Annotated in this window: 15 protein-coding genes and 1 pseudogene; 8 read left to right on the plus strand and 8 right to left on the minus strand. The window is 74.0% G+C overall.

Features of this window, described 5'->3' with window-relative positions; translation table 11 throughout:
- Positions 1-56: 56 nt before the first annotated feature.
- The 3 genes from aroQ to ABT381_RS05680 all read right to left on the minus strand — a co-directional run bounded on the left by aroQ (position 57) and on the right by ABT381_RS05680 (position 4,283).
- Entirely contained in the window at positions 57-527 is a 471-nt protein-coding gene (gene aroQ / locus ABT381_RS05670; protein ID WP_351588161.1) for a type II 3-dehydroquinate dehydratase, read from the minus strand.
- Between the two features lie 33 nt (positions 528-560).
- The gene (locus ABT381_RS05675; RefSeq protein ID WP_351588163.1) at positions 561-1,955 is read right to left on the minus strand and encodes an amino acid permease; all 1,395 of its coding nucleotides are present in this window, start codon (positions 1,953-1,955) and stop codon (positions 561-563) included.
- A 141-nt stretch (positions 1,956-2,096) separates the two neighbouring features.
- Positions 2,097-4,283 (minus strand): phage holin family protein, encoded by a 2,187-nt coding sequence (locus ABT381_RS05680; protein WP_351588165.1) that lies wholly within the window; start codon positions 4,281-4,283, stop codon positions 2,097-2,099.
- Positions 4,284-4,457: 174 nt separating this feature from the next.
- On the opposite strand from ABT381_RS05680, the gene ABT381_RS05685 reads away from it, so the two are divergent.
- Positions 4,458-5,000, plus strand: coding sequence for a GNAT family N-acetyltransferase (locus tag ABT381_RS05685; RefSeq protein WP_351588167.1), 543 nt, complete (start codon positions 4,458-4,460; stop codon positions 4,998-5,000).
- Here the strand turns inward: ABT381_RS05685 and ABT381_RS05690 are convergent.
- Positions 4,997-5,392: an ATP-binding protein gene (locus tag ABT381_RS05690; RefSeq protein WP_351588169.1), complete on the minus strand. Its 396-nt coding sequence runs from the start codon at positions 5,390-5,392 to the stop codon at positions 4,997-4,999. The two genes, ABT381_RS05685 and ABT381_RS05690, sit on opposite strands and share 4 nt — an antisense overlap.
- Between ABT381_RS05690 and ABT381_RS05695 the strand changes: the two genes are divergently transcribed.
- Genes ABT381_RS05695 through ABT381_RS05710 form a run of 4 tightly spaced genes read left to right on the plus strand, consistent with a single transcriptional unit; the run spans position 5,391 to position 7,639 of the window.
- Positions 5,391-5,987, plus strand: a complete 597-nt coding sequence (locus tag ABT381_RS05695) for a DUF5753 domain-containing protein (RefSeq protein ID WP_351588172.1) — start codon at positions 5,391-5,393, stop codon at positions 5,985-5,987. The two genes, ABT381_RS05690 and ABT381_RS05695, sit on opposite strands and share 2 nt — an antisense overlap.
- The gene (locus ABT381_RS05700) at positions 5,984-6,172 is read left to right on the plus strand and encodes a DUF397 domain-containing protein (RefSeq protein WP_351588174.1); all 189 of its coding nucleotides are present in this window, start codon (positions 5,984-5,986) and stop codon (positions 6,170-6,172) included. The genes ABT381_RS05695 and ABT381_RS05700 overlap by 4 nt, the downstream gene beginning before the upstream one ends.
- A 40-nt stretch (positions 6,173-6,212) precedes the next feature.
- Positions 6,213-6,995: an MBL fold metallo-hydrolase gene (locus ABT381_RS05705; RefSeq protein WP_351588177.1), complete on the plus strand. Its 783-nt coding sequence runs from the start codon at positions 6,213-6,215 to the stop codon at positions 6,993-6,995.
- A complete protein-coding gene (locus ABT381_RS05710) occupies positions 6,992-7,639 on the plus strand; it encodes a DedA family protein (protein ID WP_351588180.1) in 648 nt (215 codons plus the stop codon). The genes ABT381_RS05705 and ABT381_RS05710 overlap by 4 nt, the downstream gene beginning before the upstream one ends.
- A gap of 71 nt (positions 7,640-7,710) precedes the next feature.
- Here ABT381_RS05710 and ABT381_RS05715 read toward each other — a convergent pair whose 3' ends face one another.
- Both ABT381_RS05715 and ABT381_RS05720 read right to left on the minus strand, forming a co-directional pair.
- On the minus strand, positions 7,711-8,916 hold the full coding sequence (locus ABT381_RS05715) for an aminotransferase class I/II-fold pyridoxal phosphate-dependent enzyme (protein ID WP_351588183.1): 1,206 nt from the start codon (positions 8,914-8,916) through the stop codon (positions 7,711-7,713).
- A gap of 97 nt (positions 8,917-9,013) precedes the next feature.
- Entirely contained in the window at positions 9,014-9,799 is a 786-nt protein-coding gene (locus ABT381_RS05720; RefSeq protein WP_351588186.1) for an ANTAR domain-containing response regulator, read from the minus strand.
- Positions 9,800-10,137: 338 nt separating this feature from the next.
- On the opposite strand from ABT381_RS05720, the gene ABT381_RS05725 reads away from it, so the two are divergent.
- Positions 10,138-11,376, plus strand: a complete 1,239-nt coding sequence (locus ABT381_RS05725; protein ID WP_351588188.1) for a PAS domain-containing protein — start codon at positions 10,138-10,140, stop codon at positions 11,374-11,376.
- Positions 11,377-11,446: 70 nt separating this feature from the next.
- Here the strand turns inward: ABT381_RS05725 and ABT381_RS05730 are convergent, their stop codons facing one another.
- Together ABT381_RS05730 and ABT381_RS05735 are read right to left on the minus strand one after the other, a co-directional pair.
- Positions 11,447-12,412, minus strand: coding sequence for a SigB/SigF/SigG family RNA polymerase sigma factor (locus tag ABT381_RS05730; RefSeq protein ID WP_467754607.1), 966 nt, complete (start codon positions 12,410-12,412; stop codon positions 11,447-11,449).
- A gap of 375 nt (positions 12,413-12,787) precedes the next feature.
- Entirely contained in the window at positions 12,788-13,264 is a 477-nt protein-coding gene (locus tag ABT381_RS05735) for a GNAT family N-acetyltransferase (protein WP_351588193.1), read from the minus strand.
- A gap of 115 nt (positions 13,265-13,379) precedes the next feature.
- On the opposite strand from ABT381_RS05735, the gene ABT381_RS05740 reads away from it, so the two are divergent.
- A complete protein-coding gene (locus ABT381_RS05740) occupies positions 13,380-13,814 on the plus strand; it encodes a CBS domain-containing protein (RefSeq protein WP_351588196.1) in 435 nt (144 codons plus the stop codon).
- Between the two features lie 149 nt (positions 13,815-13,963).
- Positions 13,964-14,146: pseudogene (locus ABT381_RS05745) on the plus strand (phosphoesterase); the annotation flags it as partial.

Consider the following 14,146-nt stretch of genomic DNA (forward strand, 5'->3'; position numbering starts at 1 on the left):
GCCTCGCACGCCGAACCCGCTTTCGCGCCAATGTGCGGACGGGCGCGCCGCGGGGGTTACTGGTGCGCGGCGGCCACCAGCGTGGCCACGCGGTCGATCGCGAACGCGTAGCCCTGGACGCCGCAGCCCGCGATGACGCCGTCGGCGCGGTGCGAGACGTAGGAGTGGTGCCGGAACTCCTCGCGGTGGTGGATGTTGGAGATGTGCACCTCCAGGACCGGCATCCCGTCGCAGGCGTTGAGCGCGTCGAGGATCGCGACGGAGGTGTGGGAGTACGCGGCCGGGTTGATCACGATGCCCGCGTGGCTGAGCCGGGCCTCGTGGATCCAGTCGACGAGCTGCCCCTCGTGGTTCGACTGCCTGCAGTCGACCGTGCCGCCGTGTACGGCCGCCGCCTTGGCGCACAGCGCCTCGACGTCGGCGAGGGTGTCGGAGCCGTAGATCTCCGGCTGCCGCTGGCCGAGGAGGTTCAGGTTCGGGCCGTTGAGGACGAGGATCGGGGCGGTGGCGAGGCTACGACGGGGCATGGTGCGCTCAACTCTCCTGGCGACGGGATGCTGTCAGGGCTGCAGTATCCCCTCTGACGTCTCCCCGGCCGCCGCGGGGCCCTCGGCCGCCTGGAGGCCCTCCGCCGACTCCCGCTCGCGTACCGTCCGCCGCGCCCGCATCCACGCGTACACCAGGATGCCCGCGAAGAGGAACAGGACGCCCTGGTAGATCGCCGCGTATCCGGCGCCCGCCACCAGCCAGAAGGTGAAGCCGAAGGCGGCCAGCGCGAGGACCAGGTCGCGGGCGAAGCGGCCGGGGCGCACCTCGTCGCGGCGCCCGGTGAGCAGGAAGTACACCTGCGCGCCGGCGGCCAGCAGGTACGGCACGGTGGCCGAGAACGTCGTGATCAGGACCAGGATCTCGAAGACGCCGCCGGCGCCGGAGACGTAGTTGATCACGGTGAGGGCCGTGGCCAGGATCGTCGAGGCCAGTACGCCGACGGTCGGCACGCCGCGCCGCTTCTTCTGGAACGCGGCCGGGAACAGGCCGTCCTGGGCGGCGGCGTACGGGGACTGCGCGCTCATCAGCGTCCAGCCGTTCAGCGCGCCGACGATCGAGATGACGGCGGCCGCGGCGATCAGCGTGCCGCCCCAGGTGCCGCCGAACATCGCGTTCATCGCGTCGGAGAACGGGGCCTGGGACTTCACCAGCTGGTCGTGCGGGACGGTGCCGAAGACCGAGACGGTGCCGAGGAGGTAGACGACGGCCGCGCCGATGACGCCGAGGACCGTGGCCCGGCCGACGTTGCGCTGCGGGTCGCGCACCTCGCCCGCGCTCATCGCGGCGGACTCCACGCCGACGTAGCTGTACAGCAGGATCGCGGCGGCGGCCGAGAGACCGCCGAGCGAGCTGCCGCTGCCCGCGTGGAAGGAGCCGAGGTTGTGCGGGTCGAAGAAGAAGAGGCCCGCGATCGCGATGAAGAGGAGCGGCAGGAACTTGAGGACCGTGGAGACCAGCTGCACGGCGCCGACGTAGCGGGTGCCGGCGAAGTTCGAGATCGCCGGGAGCCAGAGGGCGATCAGCGCGACGGCCAGGTCCATGCCCTTGGAGGCGTGGCCGGGGAAGAGCACGTGGACGTAGCCGACGGCGGCCACGGCGAGCGCCGCGTTGCTGACCCAGGTCATGGTCCAGTACGACCAGGCGGAGAGGAAGCCGGCGAAGTCGCCGAACGCCTCGCGCGCGTAGACGTACGGCCCTCCGGTGTCCGGATGGCGCTGGGCGAGCCGCCCGAAGACCAGCGCGAGCGCGAGGGCGCCCACGGTCAGGACGCCGAAGGCGACGAGGCTGACGGTGCCGTAGGGGGCGACCGAGGCGGGGAGCAGGAAGATCCCGCCGCCGATGATGTTGCCCATCACCAGGGCGGTGGCGGTCCCCAGACCGAAGCGGCGGGTGTGCCGGTCGTGCATGGCGGGTGGTGGCTCTCTCTTGTGCGCTGCGCCCGAGGTCGCCGGGCTCCGTGCGTACCGGGGTCACCGGCACGCGCCGCGCCCGGCCGGGTGGCTGCGGGCGCCCCACCATGGTCCGCGACCCCGGAGGCCGCCTCCAAATCAGCGCCGTTTGTCCTGCGTGGCGCCGTCACCGGACGAAAAAGCTTCGGGCCCGACACCCCCCGGCCGGATTTCGTCCGTACTGGGTCGGGGCGCGGCGGCGGTCGATGCTTCCTCCGTACTGGGGCGGGGCTCGGGGCCCACCGGTACGCCCGGTCCGCCGCCCTCCCCCAGCCACCGCCGGAACACCTGGTGTATCCGCTCGGCGCCGACCAGTTCCGTGCCCTCGGCCGCCGGTGGCGTGAGGTCTTCGGGCCAGAGCAGGAACGGGTGGGACTGCCGGCCGCCGAGGCCACCGTGCGAGCCGATCTGCTCCTCGAAGGCGTGCACCTCGCCCGTCTCCGGGTCGCACGAGGAATTGATCATGATGTCGGCGACGTGCGGGAAGCCGTCGGTACGGCGTACCGCGTCCGCCGCGCCCGGCCCGAACGGCGCCAGCGGGTCCTCGCCGACGACCCGACCGGTATCGAGGTGGTGCGCGCCCCCGCGCGGCCCGAGCACGACCGCGCCGTGCTCCTCGGACCGTACGAGCAGGAAGCCGATGCCCGGATGCTCGGCAAGCGTGCTCAGCAGCGCCGGATTGCGGCGGTCGATCTGCTCGCGGGTCGCCCGGCCCGGTATCGAGGGCAGGGACACCAGGCCGAGGTTCCCGGAGGCCAGCACGATCGGCTCGGCGGCCCGGCGGGCGCGCCGGGTGGTCTCCTCCGGCTCCTCCTCGGGGCGGCGCAGCGCGGCGCGCGCGGTGTTCCGGGCCTCGGCGCCGGTGGGGCTGGAGCGGCGCGCCCGCCGCGACACCGGCAGCCCGCAGCCGGCCCGCACCAGGTCCTCCAGCGTCAGCCCGTACCGCCCGGCGAACGTCTCGCCCGGGCTCTGCCCGTGATCGGAGAGGAGCACGATCCGGTACGGGCGCGGCGCGTGCGGGGCGATCTTGGCGATCAGCGCGAGCGACCGGTCCAGCCGCCGCAGCACCAGCCGCGCGTCCCGGCTCTCCGGCCCGGAGTGGTGCGCGACCTCGTCGTACGCGACCAGGTCGGCGTAGATCGCGGTCCGCCCCACGAGCATGTCGCCGATCACCGCGGCGACCACCACATCCCGCTCGACGACCGTCGCGAAGGCCCGTACGAAGGGGTAGAGGCCGCCGCGCTTGACCCGCGGCCCGTCCTCCCGGAAGCGCGCCCGCAGCGACTGCCCGATCTCCCGGCACACCTCGACCACGAAGGAGGCGGCGGTGCGGGTGGCGTTCGCCGGGTCGGAGAAGTACGCGAAGTAGCCCGCCCGGGAGCGGTTGTACCGGCCCCGGCGGGCGGCCACCGAGAGCACCAGCGCGAGCTGCTCCGCACCGCCACTGAAGAGGTTGCCGCGGCTCGCGCCGTCCACGGCCAGCAGCCCGCCGCTGCCGGTCCTGGCCATCGCGCGGCGCTGCAGCTCGGCGGCGCTGGTCGGCCGGTTGCTGACGATGACCTCGCCGGTCTCCTTCTCGTACCAACGGAAGGCGGGCAGGTCGTGGTTGGTGCCGTGCAGGATGCCGAGCTGGCTGGCGCCGGTCTGGCTGGACCAGTCGGTGCGCCAGGGGGTGAGCGTGTGGGTCGCACCGGCCCAGCCCGCGACCGTGGGCATGAGCGGGTCGGGGCCCGCGAGCGCGTCCACGAGCACGTCGTGCCCGACCCCGTCGAGCTGGAGGAAGACCGTGCCGGGCGGGGCGCCCGCCGGGTCCTGCACCACCGAGGCGCGCCGCCGGAGGGCCAGCCGGGCCAGCCGCCTTCGATACGCGTCGTCGTCCCCCACCGCGAGCGCCGCACCGGTGGCGGAGGAGACCGCCGACATCACGGCGGCGACCACCACGGCCGTCTCCGGGGAGGCCGCGCCGCGCCCGTCGGGGATCAGCCAGAGCGCGACCAGCAGCAGCGAGCCGTTGAGCGCGAAGACCAGCAGGCCGAGTACGAGCGCGGGCACGAGCAGCAGGGCGCGTACGAGCAGCGGCCACACCAGCGCGCCGAGCAGGCCGAAGGCGCCGGCGCCGAGCGCCGCGGTCACCGCGGTCCGAGTGGCGCTGTCGCCGTCCGCCGACTGCAGCCGGAAATCGGGCAGCGCACCGGCCAGCACGAGCATGGCGACGGTCGAGACCGCCCAGACCGCGATCACTCGCAGCAGGGCACGGCCCGCGCTCCGCCATCGGGGTCGCCGCACTCCGCCTCACCTTTCCTCACGCATGTCCGGTACGTGTCACCGGTACGCGCCTCAGCGTGCCACACGCGCCGGAACGGACCGGACCGCGATGGACGACGCATGGCAGGGGTAGGTGGTGGGCGGGAAACAGCTTCCCGCGCGGTGGCGCGGTAGCCGGATTTGGCAGGATGAAGCGTGATCACTTTGCACACGCAGCGGCTCACGTTACGCCGCTGGCTCCCCGGAGACCTTCAGCCGATGGCGGCCGTGAACGCCGACCCCGAAGTGATGCGCTGGATCGGGAGCGGCGCGACCCGCAGCCTGACGCAGACCGCCTCCGGGATCTCCTCCTGGGAACAGGAGTGGGACATCGAGGGCTTCGGCCTGTTCGCGGTGGAGCTGCGCGACTCCCGCGAGCTGGCGGGCTTCGTCGGACTGTCCGTGCCGCACTTCCTGCCGGAGGTGCTGCCCGCCGTGGAGATCGGCTGGCGGCTGGGCCGGCCGTACTGGGGCCGGGGCATCGCCACGGAGGCAGCACGCGCCGCGCTGGACTACGGGTTCCGCGAACGGGGCCTGGAGCGGATCATCAGCATCGCGCAGCGCGGCAACGACGCCTCCGAACGGATCATGCGCAAGCTCGGTATGCGGCTGGACCGCGAGACGGTGGACCCGACGTGCGGCCGGACGGTCCGGGTGTACGTCATCGACGCGCCCGGTTCCGACGTCGGCCGGCGTTAGCGGCCGATCCGCGCCCACACCGTCTTGCCGATCTGCCGGTCCCGCACGCCCCAGGCGACGGCCAGCGCCGCGACGAGCACGAGCCCGCGGCCGGTCTCCGCGTCCTCGGTGGGCCCCCGGAGCGCGGGCCGGGCGTCGCCCGCGTCCGCCACCTCCACGGTGATCTCCTTCTCGCCGTCCAGCCCGATGCGGACCTCGAAGAGCCGCCCGGGTACGCGGCCGTGCCGGACCGCGTTCGCGGCGAGTTCGGACACGACGAGAACGACGGTGTCGGCCGTGTCCGGCGCGACGCCGTGCGCGAGCAGCGCGGTCCGTACGGCCCGCCGGGCCCTGCCCACGGACTGGGGGACGGAAGTGAACCGCTGCCGCCAGGGGTGACTTTCTGCGTTCATGGGTCCACTGTCAGTGGCGGTGGCTACGCTCGGTAGTGGTTGCACGTGGACCGTTGACCGACCGTTGAACCACGTTGAGGGGGGCTGCAATGGCGCAGCCGAAGAAGAAGGCCGGCCTGAGCCCGGCGCAGCAGTACTTGGCGGAGGTACTGCGCCTCCTGCGCACGGCCCGCGGCCTGTCGCAGAGGCGCTGGCGAAGGCACGGATGGAGCGCCGGGCGCTCCTCGACCGCAAACCGGTGTGCTGCATCAGCGTCATCCATGAGGAGGCCGCGCTGCGGCGGCGGCTCGGCGGCCTGGACGTCATGCGGCGCCAGTACGAGCACCTCATCGAGTGCGCTCAGCGGCCCAACGTCGTACTCCAGGTGATGCCGATGAGCCAGGGCGAGCATGCGGGGCTCTACGGCCCCATGACCGTGATCGAGACTCCGGAACAGACGACCCTGGCCTACCTAGAAGGCAACGGGCATAGCACTCTGGTATCGCGACCAGAAGAAGTCGGAGTGCTGGCGCGCCGCTATGCCATGATCGGGCGCCAGGCCCTCCGGCCGGAGGAATCGACAAAGCTGATCAAACAGTTGAGGGATGAGCTATGAGCGATCTGAAGTGGTTCAAGAGCAGCTACAGCGACGCGAGCGGCGGCGAGTGCGTTGAGGTCGCCGTGGCCCCCAGCCGCCCCGCCACCGTCCACATCCGGGACTCCAAGGCCCCCGAGGGCCCCACCCTCGACGTGTGCCCGGACGCGTTTGCCGCGTTCATAGCCTTCGCGGCTCGGGCGTAGGCTCGATGGGCGGGGCATACGCGGCGTACGGAGGTCATCGGTGTCGGTGGAGATCACGTGGTGGGGACATGCCACCGCGACGGTCGAGGACTCCGGGACCCGGCTGCTGACCGACCCGCTGTTCGTGCGGCGCCTGGCGCATCTGCGGCGACGGCGCGGGGCCGTCCCCGACGGCCGCGCCACCGTGGCGGATGCGGTACTGATCTCGCATCTGCACGCTGACCACCTCCACCCGCCCTCGCTCGCGCGCCTCGCGCCCGGTACGCGGCTGATCGTGCCGCCCGGCGCGCCCCGGGCACTGCCCGGGCTGCGCCGGACCGCGGCCGCACACGACCTGCCCGTGACGGAGCTCGGCCCGGGCGAGGAGACCAAGGTCGGCCCGCTCACCGTACGGGCGGTCACCGCCGCGCACGACGGGCGGCGGCTGCCGTACGGTCCGCACCGCGTGCCGGCGCTCGGCTATGTGATCCGGGGCACGGCGACGACGTACTTCGCGGGTGACACCGGGTTGTTCGACGGGATGGCGGACGAGGTCGGGCCGTGCGACGTGGCGCTGCTGCCGGTGGGCGGCTGGGGTCCGTTCCTCGGGCACGGGCATCTGGACGCGCGCCGTGCGGCGGTCGCGGCGGCCCGGCTCGCGCCGCGCGACGCGGTGCCGGTGCACTACGGCACGTACTGGCCGATCGGCATGGACGCCGTGCGGCCGCACGAATTCCACGCGCCGGGGCAGGAGTTCGTACGGCAGTCGGCGCTGGTGGCGCCCGAGGTGACCGTGCACCGGCTGGAGCACGGGGCCACCGTGCGGCTGGCGGCGGGCCGGTGAGCGCTTCCTGGACGCTGGCCCTGGCCACCGTGGTCCCGCCGGAGTCCACGCAGCAGGCTGCCGGTTACCCGTCGCTCTTCGTGCTGGTGGTGCTCGGCTCGCTGGTGCCGGTGGTGCCGACCGGGGCGCTGGTCAGTTCGGCGGCCGCCGTGGCCTTCCACCACACCTCGCCGTTCGCGCTGCTGCTGGTCTTCCTCGTCGCGTCGGCCGCCGCGTTCCTCGGCGACATGGGGCTGTACTGGCTGGGCGCGCGCGGGGTGCGGTCGAAGAACGGCTCGCGGTGGCTGGAGCGGCTGCGCGACCGGTCGGCGCCGGAGCGGCTGGCGCAGGCCCGGACGCGGCTGGACGAGCACGGCGTGCTGGTGCTCGTGCTCTCCCGGCTGGTGCCGGCCGGGCGCATCCCGATCATGCTGGCGTGCCTGCTGGCGAAGCTGCCGGTCCGCTGGTTCGCCCGCGGCGACCTGCCGGCCTGCCTGGCCTGGGCGGCGACGTACCAGCTCATCGGCATACTGGGCGGCTCGCTCTTCAGCAAGCCGTGGCAGGGCGTGGTCGCGGCGGTGGGCCTGACGGTCGTGCTCAGCGCGGCCCCGGCGGCCTGGCGCCGCGTCCGCCACCTCCGCCGCCCGCACGATCACTCGATCTGACGTACGTCCTCACGTAGCCCTTGACGCACCCGACCACCGGGCACGCACTCGACCAGCGGGCTGACGGGCCGTCAGCCCTCCGTCCCCCTCGCTGTTCCCAACGCTTCGCCCAGGGCCGCGAGTTCCTCCGCCACTCCGGGGATTTCCAGCGGGTCGGGGGCGGCCAGCAGGCGTCTGCGGCGGTCGGGGTCCGGGTCGAACAGGGCCTCCGTGCTGAGGCGGACGCGCAGGGCCTTGGGATCGTCGCCGAAGCGGTGGCCGCCGCGGGCGGCCCAGCGGGCCAGTGCCCGTTCCAGCGCGGCCGGTCCCGTGACGCCGCGGGCGGCGAAGGCGGGGCGGAGCGGTTCGAGGTCGGCGTAGAGGTGGCTGCCGGCGTGCGGCGGGCGGCAGACCGCACCGGCGGCGGTGAGCGTCTCCTGCAGCCCGGCGGCGAGCCGGCCGTGCAGCCGGGCCGCGGCGGCGATCCGCTCCCGTACGGTGGCGGGCTCGCCCAGCGCGTGGCCGACGGCGGCGGCGAGCGGCCCCGGCAGCGGGGTGGCGAGGCCGGTCAGCGCATCGAGCGCGGCGGCGCGCAGCACCTCGCCCGGGTCGGTGGCGGGGAAGCGGGCGAGCGCGGCGGGCCAGGAGGCCGGTACGAGCGTGGCCCGCAGGTCGGCGAGGACGACGACGTTGCCGGGCAGCATCTCGGCGGGGCTCAGTACGACCGTGTCGTGCGGGTCGTGCAGCAGGTCGCGGCGAGTCTCGTCGCTGATGATCCACAGCCCCTCGTCGGCCGCCACCTCGCACACCTCGTGCAGCAGCTCGGGCGGCGGGCAAGTGCCGGTGGGGTCGTCGGCGACGGACACCAGCAGCACCCGCGGGTCGCCGCCGGTGTCCCGGGCGCGGCGCACGGCCTCCAGGAGGGTGAACGGGTCCGGCAGGCCGCCGGACTCGGCCGGTACCGGCGCCGGGTGCACGGTGCGGCCCAGCAGCCGGGCCTGCGGGGCGTACCACGCGGCGCACGGGCGGGGCAGTACGACGTCGCCGCCGGTCGCGGCGAGCAGCGCGAGCAGCAGGGCGGGGGCGCCGGGCCCGGCCAGCACGCGTTCGGCGGCGGTCCCCAGGCCGCGGCGCTCGAAGTAGCCGCAGGCGACGGCGCGCAGGGGCAGGCCGCCGCCGGGCGGTTCGGGGTCAGTGCGGTCGGCCGCCGCGGCGAGGTGCGCGGCCAGCTCCGGGAGGATGGGCAGCCCCATGGGCGGGTCCGGATCCGGGTGCGGCTCCAGGGCGCTCGGCTGCATCCGTACCTCCACTCTCCACGGCAGGTGGTCGGGGCCCGCGCGGCGACGGGCCCCGACCACCCTTGCAGATCACGGAGGTGCCGCGCGCGGCGACACGTCACCGCTCGGCGCCGCGGGCCTCCCGGGCGCGTCCGCCGTTCTCCTCACGGGCGCGTCCGCCGTTCTCGTCGCGCAGGCCGCGCAGCTCCCGCTCCAGGCCGCGGCCGCGGGTCTCGACGACGGCGGCGGCGAGGTCGTGGAGCTTGCGGTTGGTGTGCTGGGAGAGCCGGCGCAGCATGCCGAACGCCTCGTCGGCGTCGCAGCCCAGTACGTACATCATGATTCCGCACGCCTGGTCGACGACCGGGCGTGAGCGGAGCGCGGCGTCCAGCCGGCCGACCTCCGCCAGCGCCCGGCGGTAGTTCCGGTCGCGGGCCAGGCCGGTGGCGGCGAGGTCGCCGAGCGCGGCGGCCGCGCAGTCGCCGGGGTCCGCGGTGAGTCCGGGGCGGAAGCTGTAGACGGTGACGGTGACCGCCAGTCCGTCGCGCAGGTACGGCAGCGTCGTACTGGAGCGTACGCCGGCCTCCAGCGCCTCGGTGCGGTAAGCGGGCCACCGGTCGTCGTGCAACAGGTCGTCGGAGGTGACGGGGTGTCCGGAGGCCAGGGCGGCCTGGATGGGCCCTTCGCCGGACTCCCACTGGACGCTGACCAGTGAGGTCAGGTCGGGATGGGTGACGGCGGCGGGCGGGTCGGCGGCCGCTTCGCCGGTGGTGACGGTGGCGGTGGCGCCGCAGCTGTCCGGGGTGCACCGCGCGGCCACGTCCGCGAGGTTCACCAGGCTCCGGGCGGACGAGCCCCGCGCGTCGCCGGGTTCGTCCACCGGGCAGAGGGTGTGGGTCGCCATTGCTTGTCAGTCCCTCGGTCCTTGTCGGTCCTCGGTCGGTGCCCCCGGGCCGGCGGTGCGGCAGTGCAGTTCAGCAGAGGCTGTGCCGCGGCCGGCCCGCATATGTCGGAGGCCCGGCCCGTAGGGAGTCGGATGCCCGGCGGGCGGGCGCGGAAAACGCCGGTATCCCGTCGTTCGGGAGGCGGTTTCCCGGGACCGGCCCGCACGTCCCGTCCCGCACAGAACGACCTCCGTTCATTGCGGTATGACCTCTGCTCTTTCCGGACGTCATGGGGCTCTTCCGGACGTGATGGCTTCCGGGCGGAGCCGGTAGCGGCGGGTCCGGATACGGTGTGGGCATGGCCGGGGTAGAGCAGTCAGCGGGCGGAGATCTCGCGGATTTCCGCAAGCGCGTGGAGGAGTTGCGGAGCGCGCGGGCGCTGCCGTCGCAGGAGCAGCAGCCGATGCTGGACGCTGCCCTTTTCGAGTTGCAGCACGTCGTCGACGTGCTGCTGCCGCGGTACGAGGGGCTGGCGGTGGCCGGCCGCAACAACGGCTCGCGGGCGGGGACGGAGGAGCAGCAGCTGCTGCGGGCGCTGTTCCAGCGGACGCCCTGCGTGGTCGCGCTGCTGGATCCGGACACCGTCGTGCGGCGGCTGAACTTCGCCGGGACGATCCTCTTCGGGATGCGCGCGGGGTACGCGACGGGGCGGCCGCTCACCGGCTCGCTGGCCCCCGAGGTGCGCGCGGCCTTCCGGTCCCAGGTCGCCGCCGTGGCCCGTAACGAAGGCGATCGCAGCATGATCGTCCGGCTGCTCCGCACGCCCGACGGGCCCGGCGAGCCGCTGCGCGTGACGATGACGGCGCTGCGCCCGCCGCAGGAGCCGGGCACGGCCGTGCTCACGGTCTTCCACACCGGGCGCGGCGCGTTCCCTTCGCACGAAATACCATCAATTAACGGGATATGGCTCGGCGATGAACAGCAGGGGGACAGCGGGGAGGGGCAGCGCGCGCACCTCGCGGAGGTGAAGCAGGGCGCCGAGCTGATGGACCTCCTCGACGACACGACCACCGCGCTGCTGTCCGGGCCGCCGGTGGGTCCGGCGCCGGACCCGGGCCTTCCCCCGGCGGCGGTGGAGCGGGCCGTGCGGGAGCTGACCGGCCGGTTCGCCGACTGGGTGGTACTGGACGAGACGGTGCCGGCGGAGGGGAACGGGCCGGACGGGCCCGGCGCCCTGCGCCGCACCCTGGTACTCGGCCCGGACGACAGCGAGGACCTCACCGCGGCGCTCACCGGGCAGGACCCGGCGCGGTGTCCGCTCGTCGAGGACGCGGCCCGCACCGGCGGCTCCTCCCTCCAGGTGCGGCCCGACGACGTGGCGGACTTCGGGCACGACGCACAGGGCGCGCCGCTGCTGGTACGCGCCTCGGTCACCTCCCTGTTGTGCGTGCCGCTGCGGGAAGCGGGCGGCCCCGTACGGGGTGTGCTCACGCTCTTCCGTACGGGGGCCCGCCGGGCCTTCAGCCTCGCGGAGGCCGGTGTCGTGGACCGGGTGTCGCGACACCTGGCACTGGCGCTGCGCGACACCCGGCCGTGAGCACGGCGCCCGTCCTGTGAGAGCAGGTGAGAACGGTACGGGCGCCGGTCCCGGCGTCAGGCGTCAGGCGTCAGGTGGCCGCGTACTCCTCCGGGCGGCCGCCGACCTGGTCGGCGAGGCGGCGGCAGGTCCGGCTGATGATCCGCGAGACGTGCATCTGGGAGATGCCGAGCCGGTCGGCGATCCGGCTCTGCGTCATGTCGCAGAAGAACCGCATGTAGAGGATCTCCCGCTCGCGCTCCGGCAGATTGCGCAGCTTGGGCTTGACCGACTCCCGGTCCAGCACGAGGTCGAAGCCGGACTCGGGGGCGCCGAGCGTGTCGGCGAGCGAGTAACCGTCGTCGGCGCCCGGCAGTTCGGCGTCCAGGGACAGCGTCGTAAAGCTCTCCAGCGCCTGGCTGCCGAGCAGCACCTCTTCCAGCGACATGCCGGTGTGGTCGGCGATCTCCTCGGGGCTGGGTCCGCGGTCGTCCACGCTGCGGGTCAGTTCCTGGCGCGCGGTACGGACGCGGTTGCGCAACTCCTGTACGCGGCGCGGTACATGCAGTCCCCACATGTGATCGCGGAAGTGCCGCTTGACCTCGCCCACGATGGTGGGCACGGCGAAGCTCTCGAACGCGCAGCCGCGCTCGGGGTCGTACCGGTCCACGGCCTTCACGAGGCCGAGCGCCGCCACCTGCTGGAGGTCCTCGGCGGACTCGCCGCGGTTGCGGAAACGGAGCGCGAGCCGCTCGGACATGGGCAGCCAGGCGCAGACGACGCGGCGCCGCAGCTCGTCCCGTTCGGGGCCTTCGGGGAGGGCGGACAGCCGCTCGAAGTCCGCCGCGGTGTCGGGTGCGTCGTGGTGGGAGTGGCGCCCCCGCTGCCGGCTGCCGCCACCCGGCGGGGCCTTGCCCGCCGTGACCCGACGCGGCTTCGTGCGGCGTACGGGCTTGCCGGGCGGCCGGCTCGGTGCCTGGTCGGGCCGCCGGCGCGCGGCGCGCTGCTCGGGCGTGGGTTCTATCGCGGTGTGCTGTTCTTCGGCCTGGGATGTCATGGGCATGGTCTGGGCTCCCTGATCCGTCGACTCAGAGTCCGTCAGATCCCGTGGAAGCGCGGCCAGGCAGGCGCGCCCGAGAAGCGTGAAAGGTCTTCCACGGGCGTGCCTCCGGTCCGAAGCACGGTTAGTCGCGTGCCCGGACGCCCCCTACGTAAACCCTTCCCCCTTCAAGTCCGTTGGGGCCGAGCGGTCCCGCGCCCGGACCGGAGGGGCCGCCGACCGGCCGTGCCTGGCGCCCAGGTAACCGCCCGCGCGCACCGCACACCACTCACTCCGTACGAATTCCGCCCGCCGGCCGCTCCACCGCCGGGCCGAGCCGCTTTTCAGCCCACCGTCCGGCGACCGGTCGTGGGTGCTTCGTAGTGGTGCTTCTCAGCGCCGTGGGGCTTCGTAGTGCCGTGGGGCTTCGTAGTGCCGTACGGTGACCGGCTCCGGCCCGCCCCAGTCCTGGCGTTCGGTGCGCACCGGCCGCCAGCCCCGCCGTTCGTACAGCGCGATCGCGGCGGAGTCCGTGGCGTTGACGGCCAGTACGGGCCGCAGCCCGCGCGCCGCCGCCTCGTCCGTCACGTGGCCCAGCAGGCGGTCGCCCAGGCCCCGGCCGCGCGCCGCCGGCGCGACGTAGAGCCGGTTCACCTCGCCCCCGCACAGCGCGGCGTGCCCCACGACGCGGCCGTCCGCGTCCTCGGCGACCCAGGCGCCGGTCAGCCCCTCCGGAGTCAGCCAGCCCGCCGGGTCGGCGGGCCAGGCGTACGGATAGCCGCTGTGCAGGTGCACCGCGCGCAGGATGCGTACACACGCGGGCAGGTCCCGCGCGCTGCGCCGTCTGATCATCGCGCCACGTCTGATCACCGGCCCATCGAACCACGCGAGGGGCATGGCCGGGAGCGTCTTGGGTACTGCTGCCAGCACTCCCCCTGCAGGAGGCCGGCCGTGAGAGCAGGAGAAGGAAGAAGGCGATCAGGCAATGGCACAGTTGGTACGGGAAGTCATGACGCCGGCCGTCACAGCCGTACATCCCGACGCTTCGCTGGTGGAGGCGGCTCAGCTCATGCGCGCGCACGACATCGGAGACGTCCTGGTGGCGGAGGGCGGCAAGCTGGTGGGCGTGGTCACAGACCGGGACATCGTGCTGCGCGCGGTGGCGGACGGGGTGGACCCGCTCAGCGTGCCCTGCCACTCGGTGTGCACCCCGGAACCGGTCACGGTCGGCCCCGAGGAGCCGGTCTCGGCGGCGGTGACGCTGCTGCGCCGGAACGCGGTGCGGCGGCTGCCGGTCGTCCAGGACGGCACGCCGGTGGGCATGGTCAGCATCGGTGACCTGGCGCGGGACCAGGACCCCGACTCGGCCCTGGCGGACATCAGCCGGGCCGCGCCGGACGGATCGCCGGGTCGGTGGTGATCCGTCCGGACGACGGGCCGTTACCGTCCGCACCGCCTGTGCCGTCTGTGCCACCTGTGCCGTCTGTGTGGTCTGTGGGGTCTGCGGTGACTCCTCCGGCAGACAGGCGCATACCGTCTGCGGTGGTCCCGCTGGGGTACATGTGGCTCATGCGCACTGTACTGAGTACGTGGGACCGCAGGACGTTCAACGGGGTCGCGACCCGGCACTGGCCCGGCGCCGAGCGGGTGCTGCCCAAACTGAGCCGCGCCGCCGACCACGGGCTGCTGTGGCTGGGCGCGGCGGCGGGAGCGGCGGCGCTGGGCGGGCGGCCCGCGCGCCGGGCCGCGCTG

It is taken from the genome of Streptomyces sp. NPDC000151, from assembly GCF_040301705.1.
Taxonomy (GTDB): Bacteria; Actinomycetota; Actinomycetes; order Streptomycetales; family Streptomycetaceae; genus Streptomyces.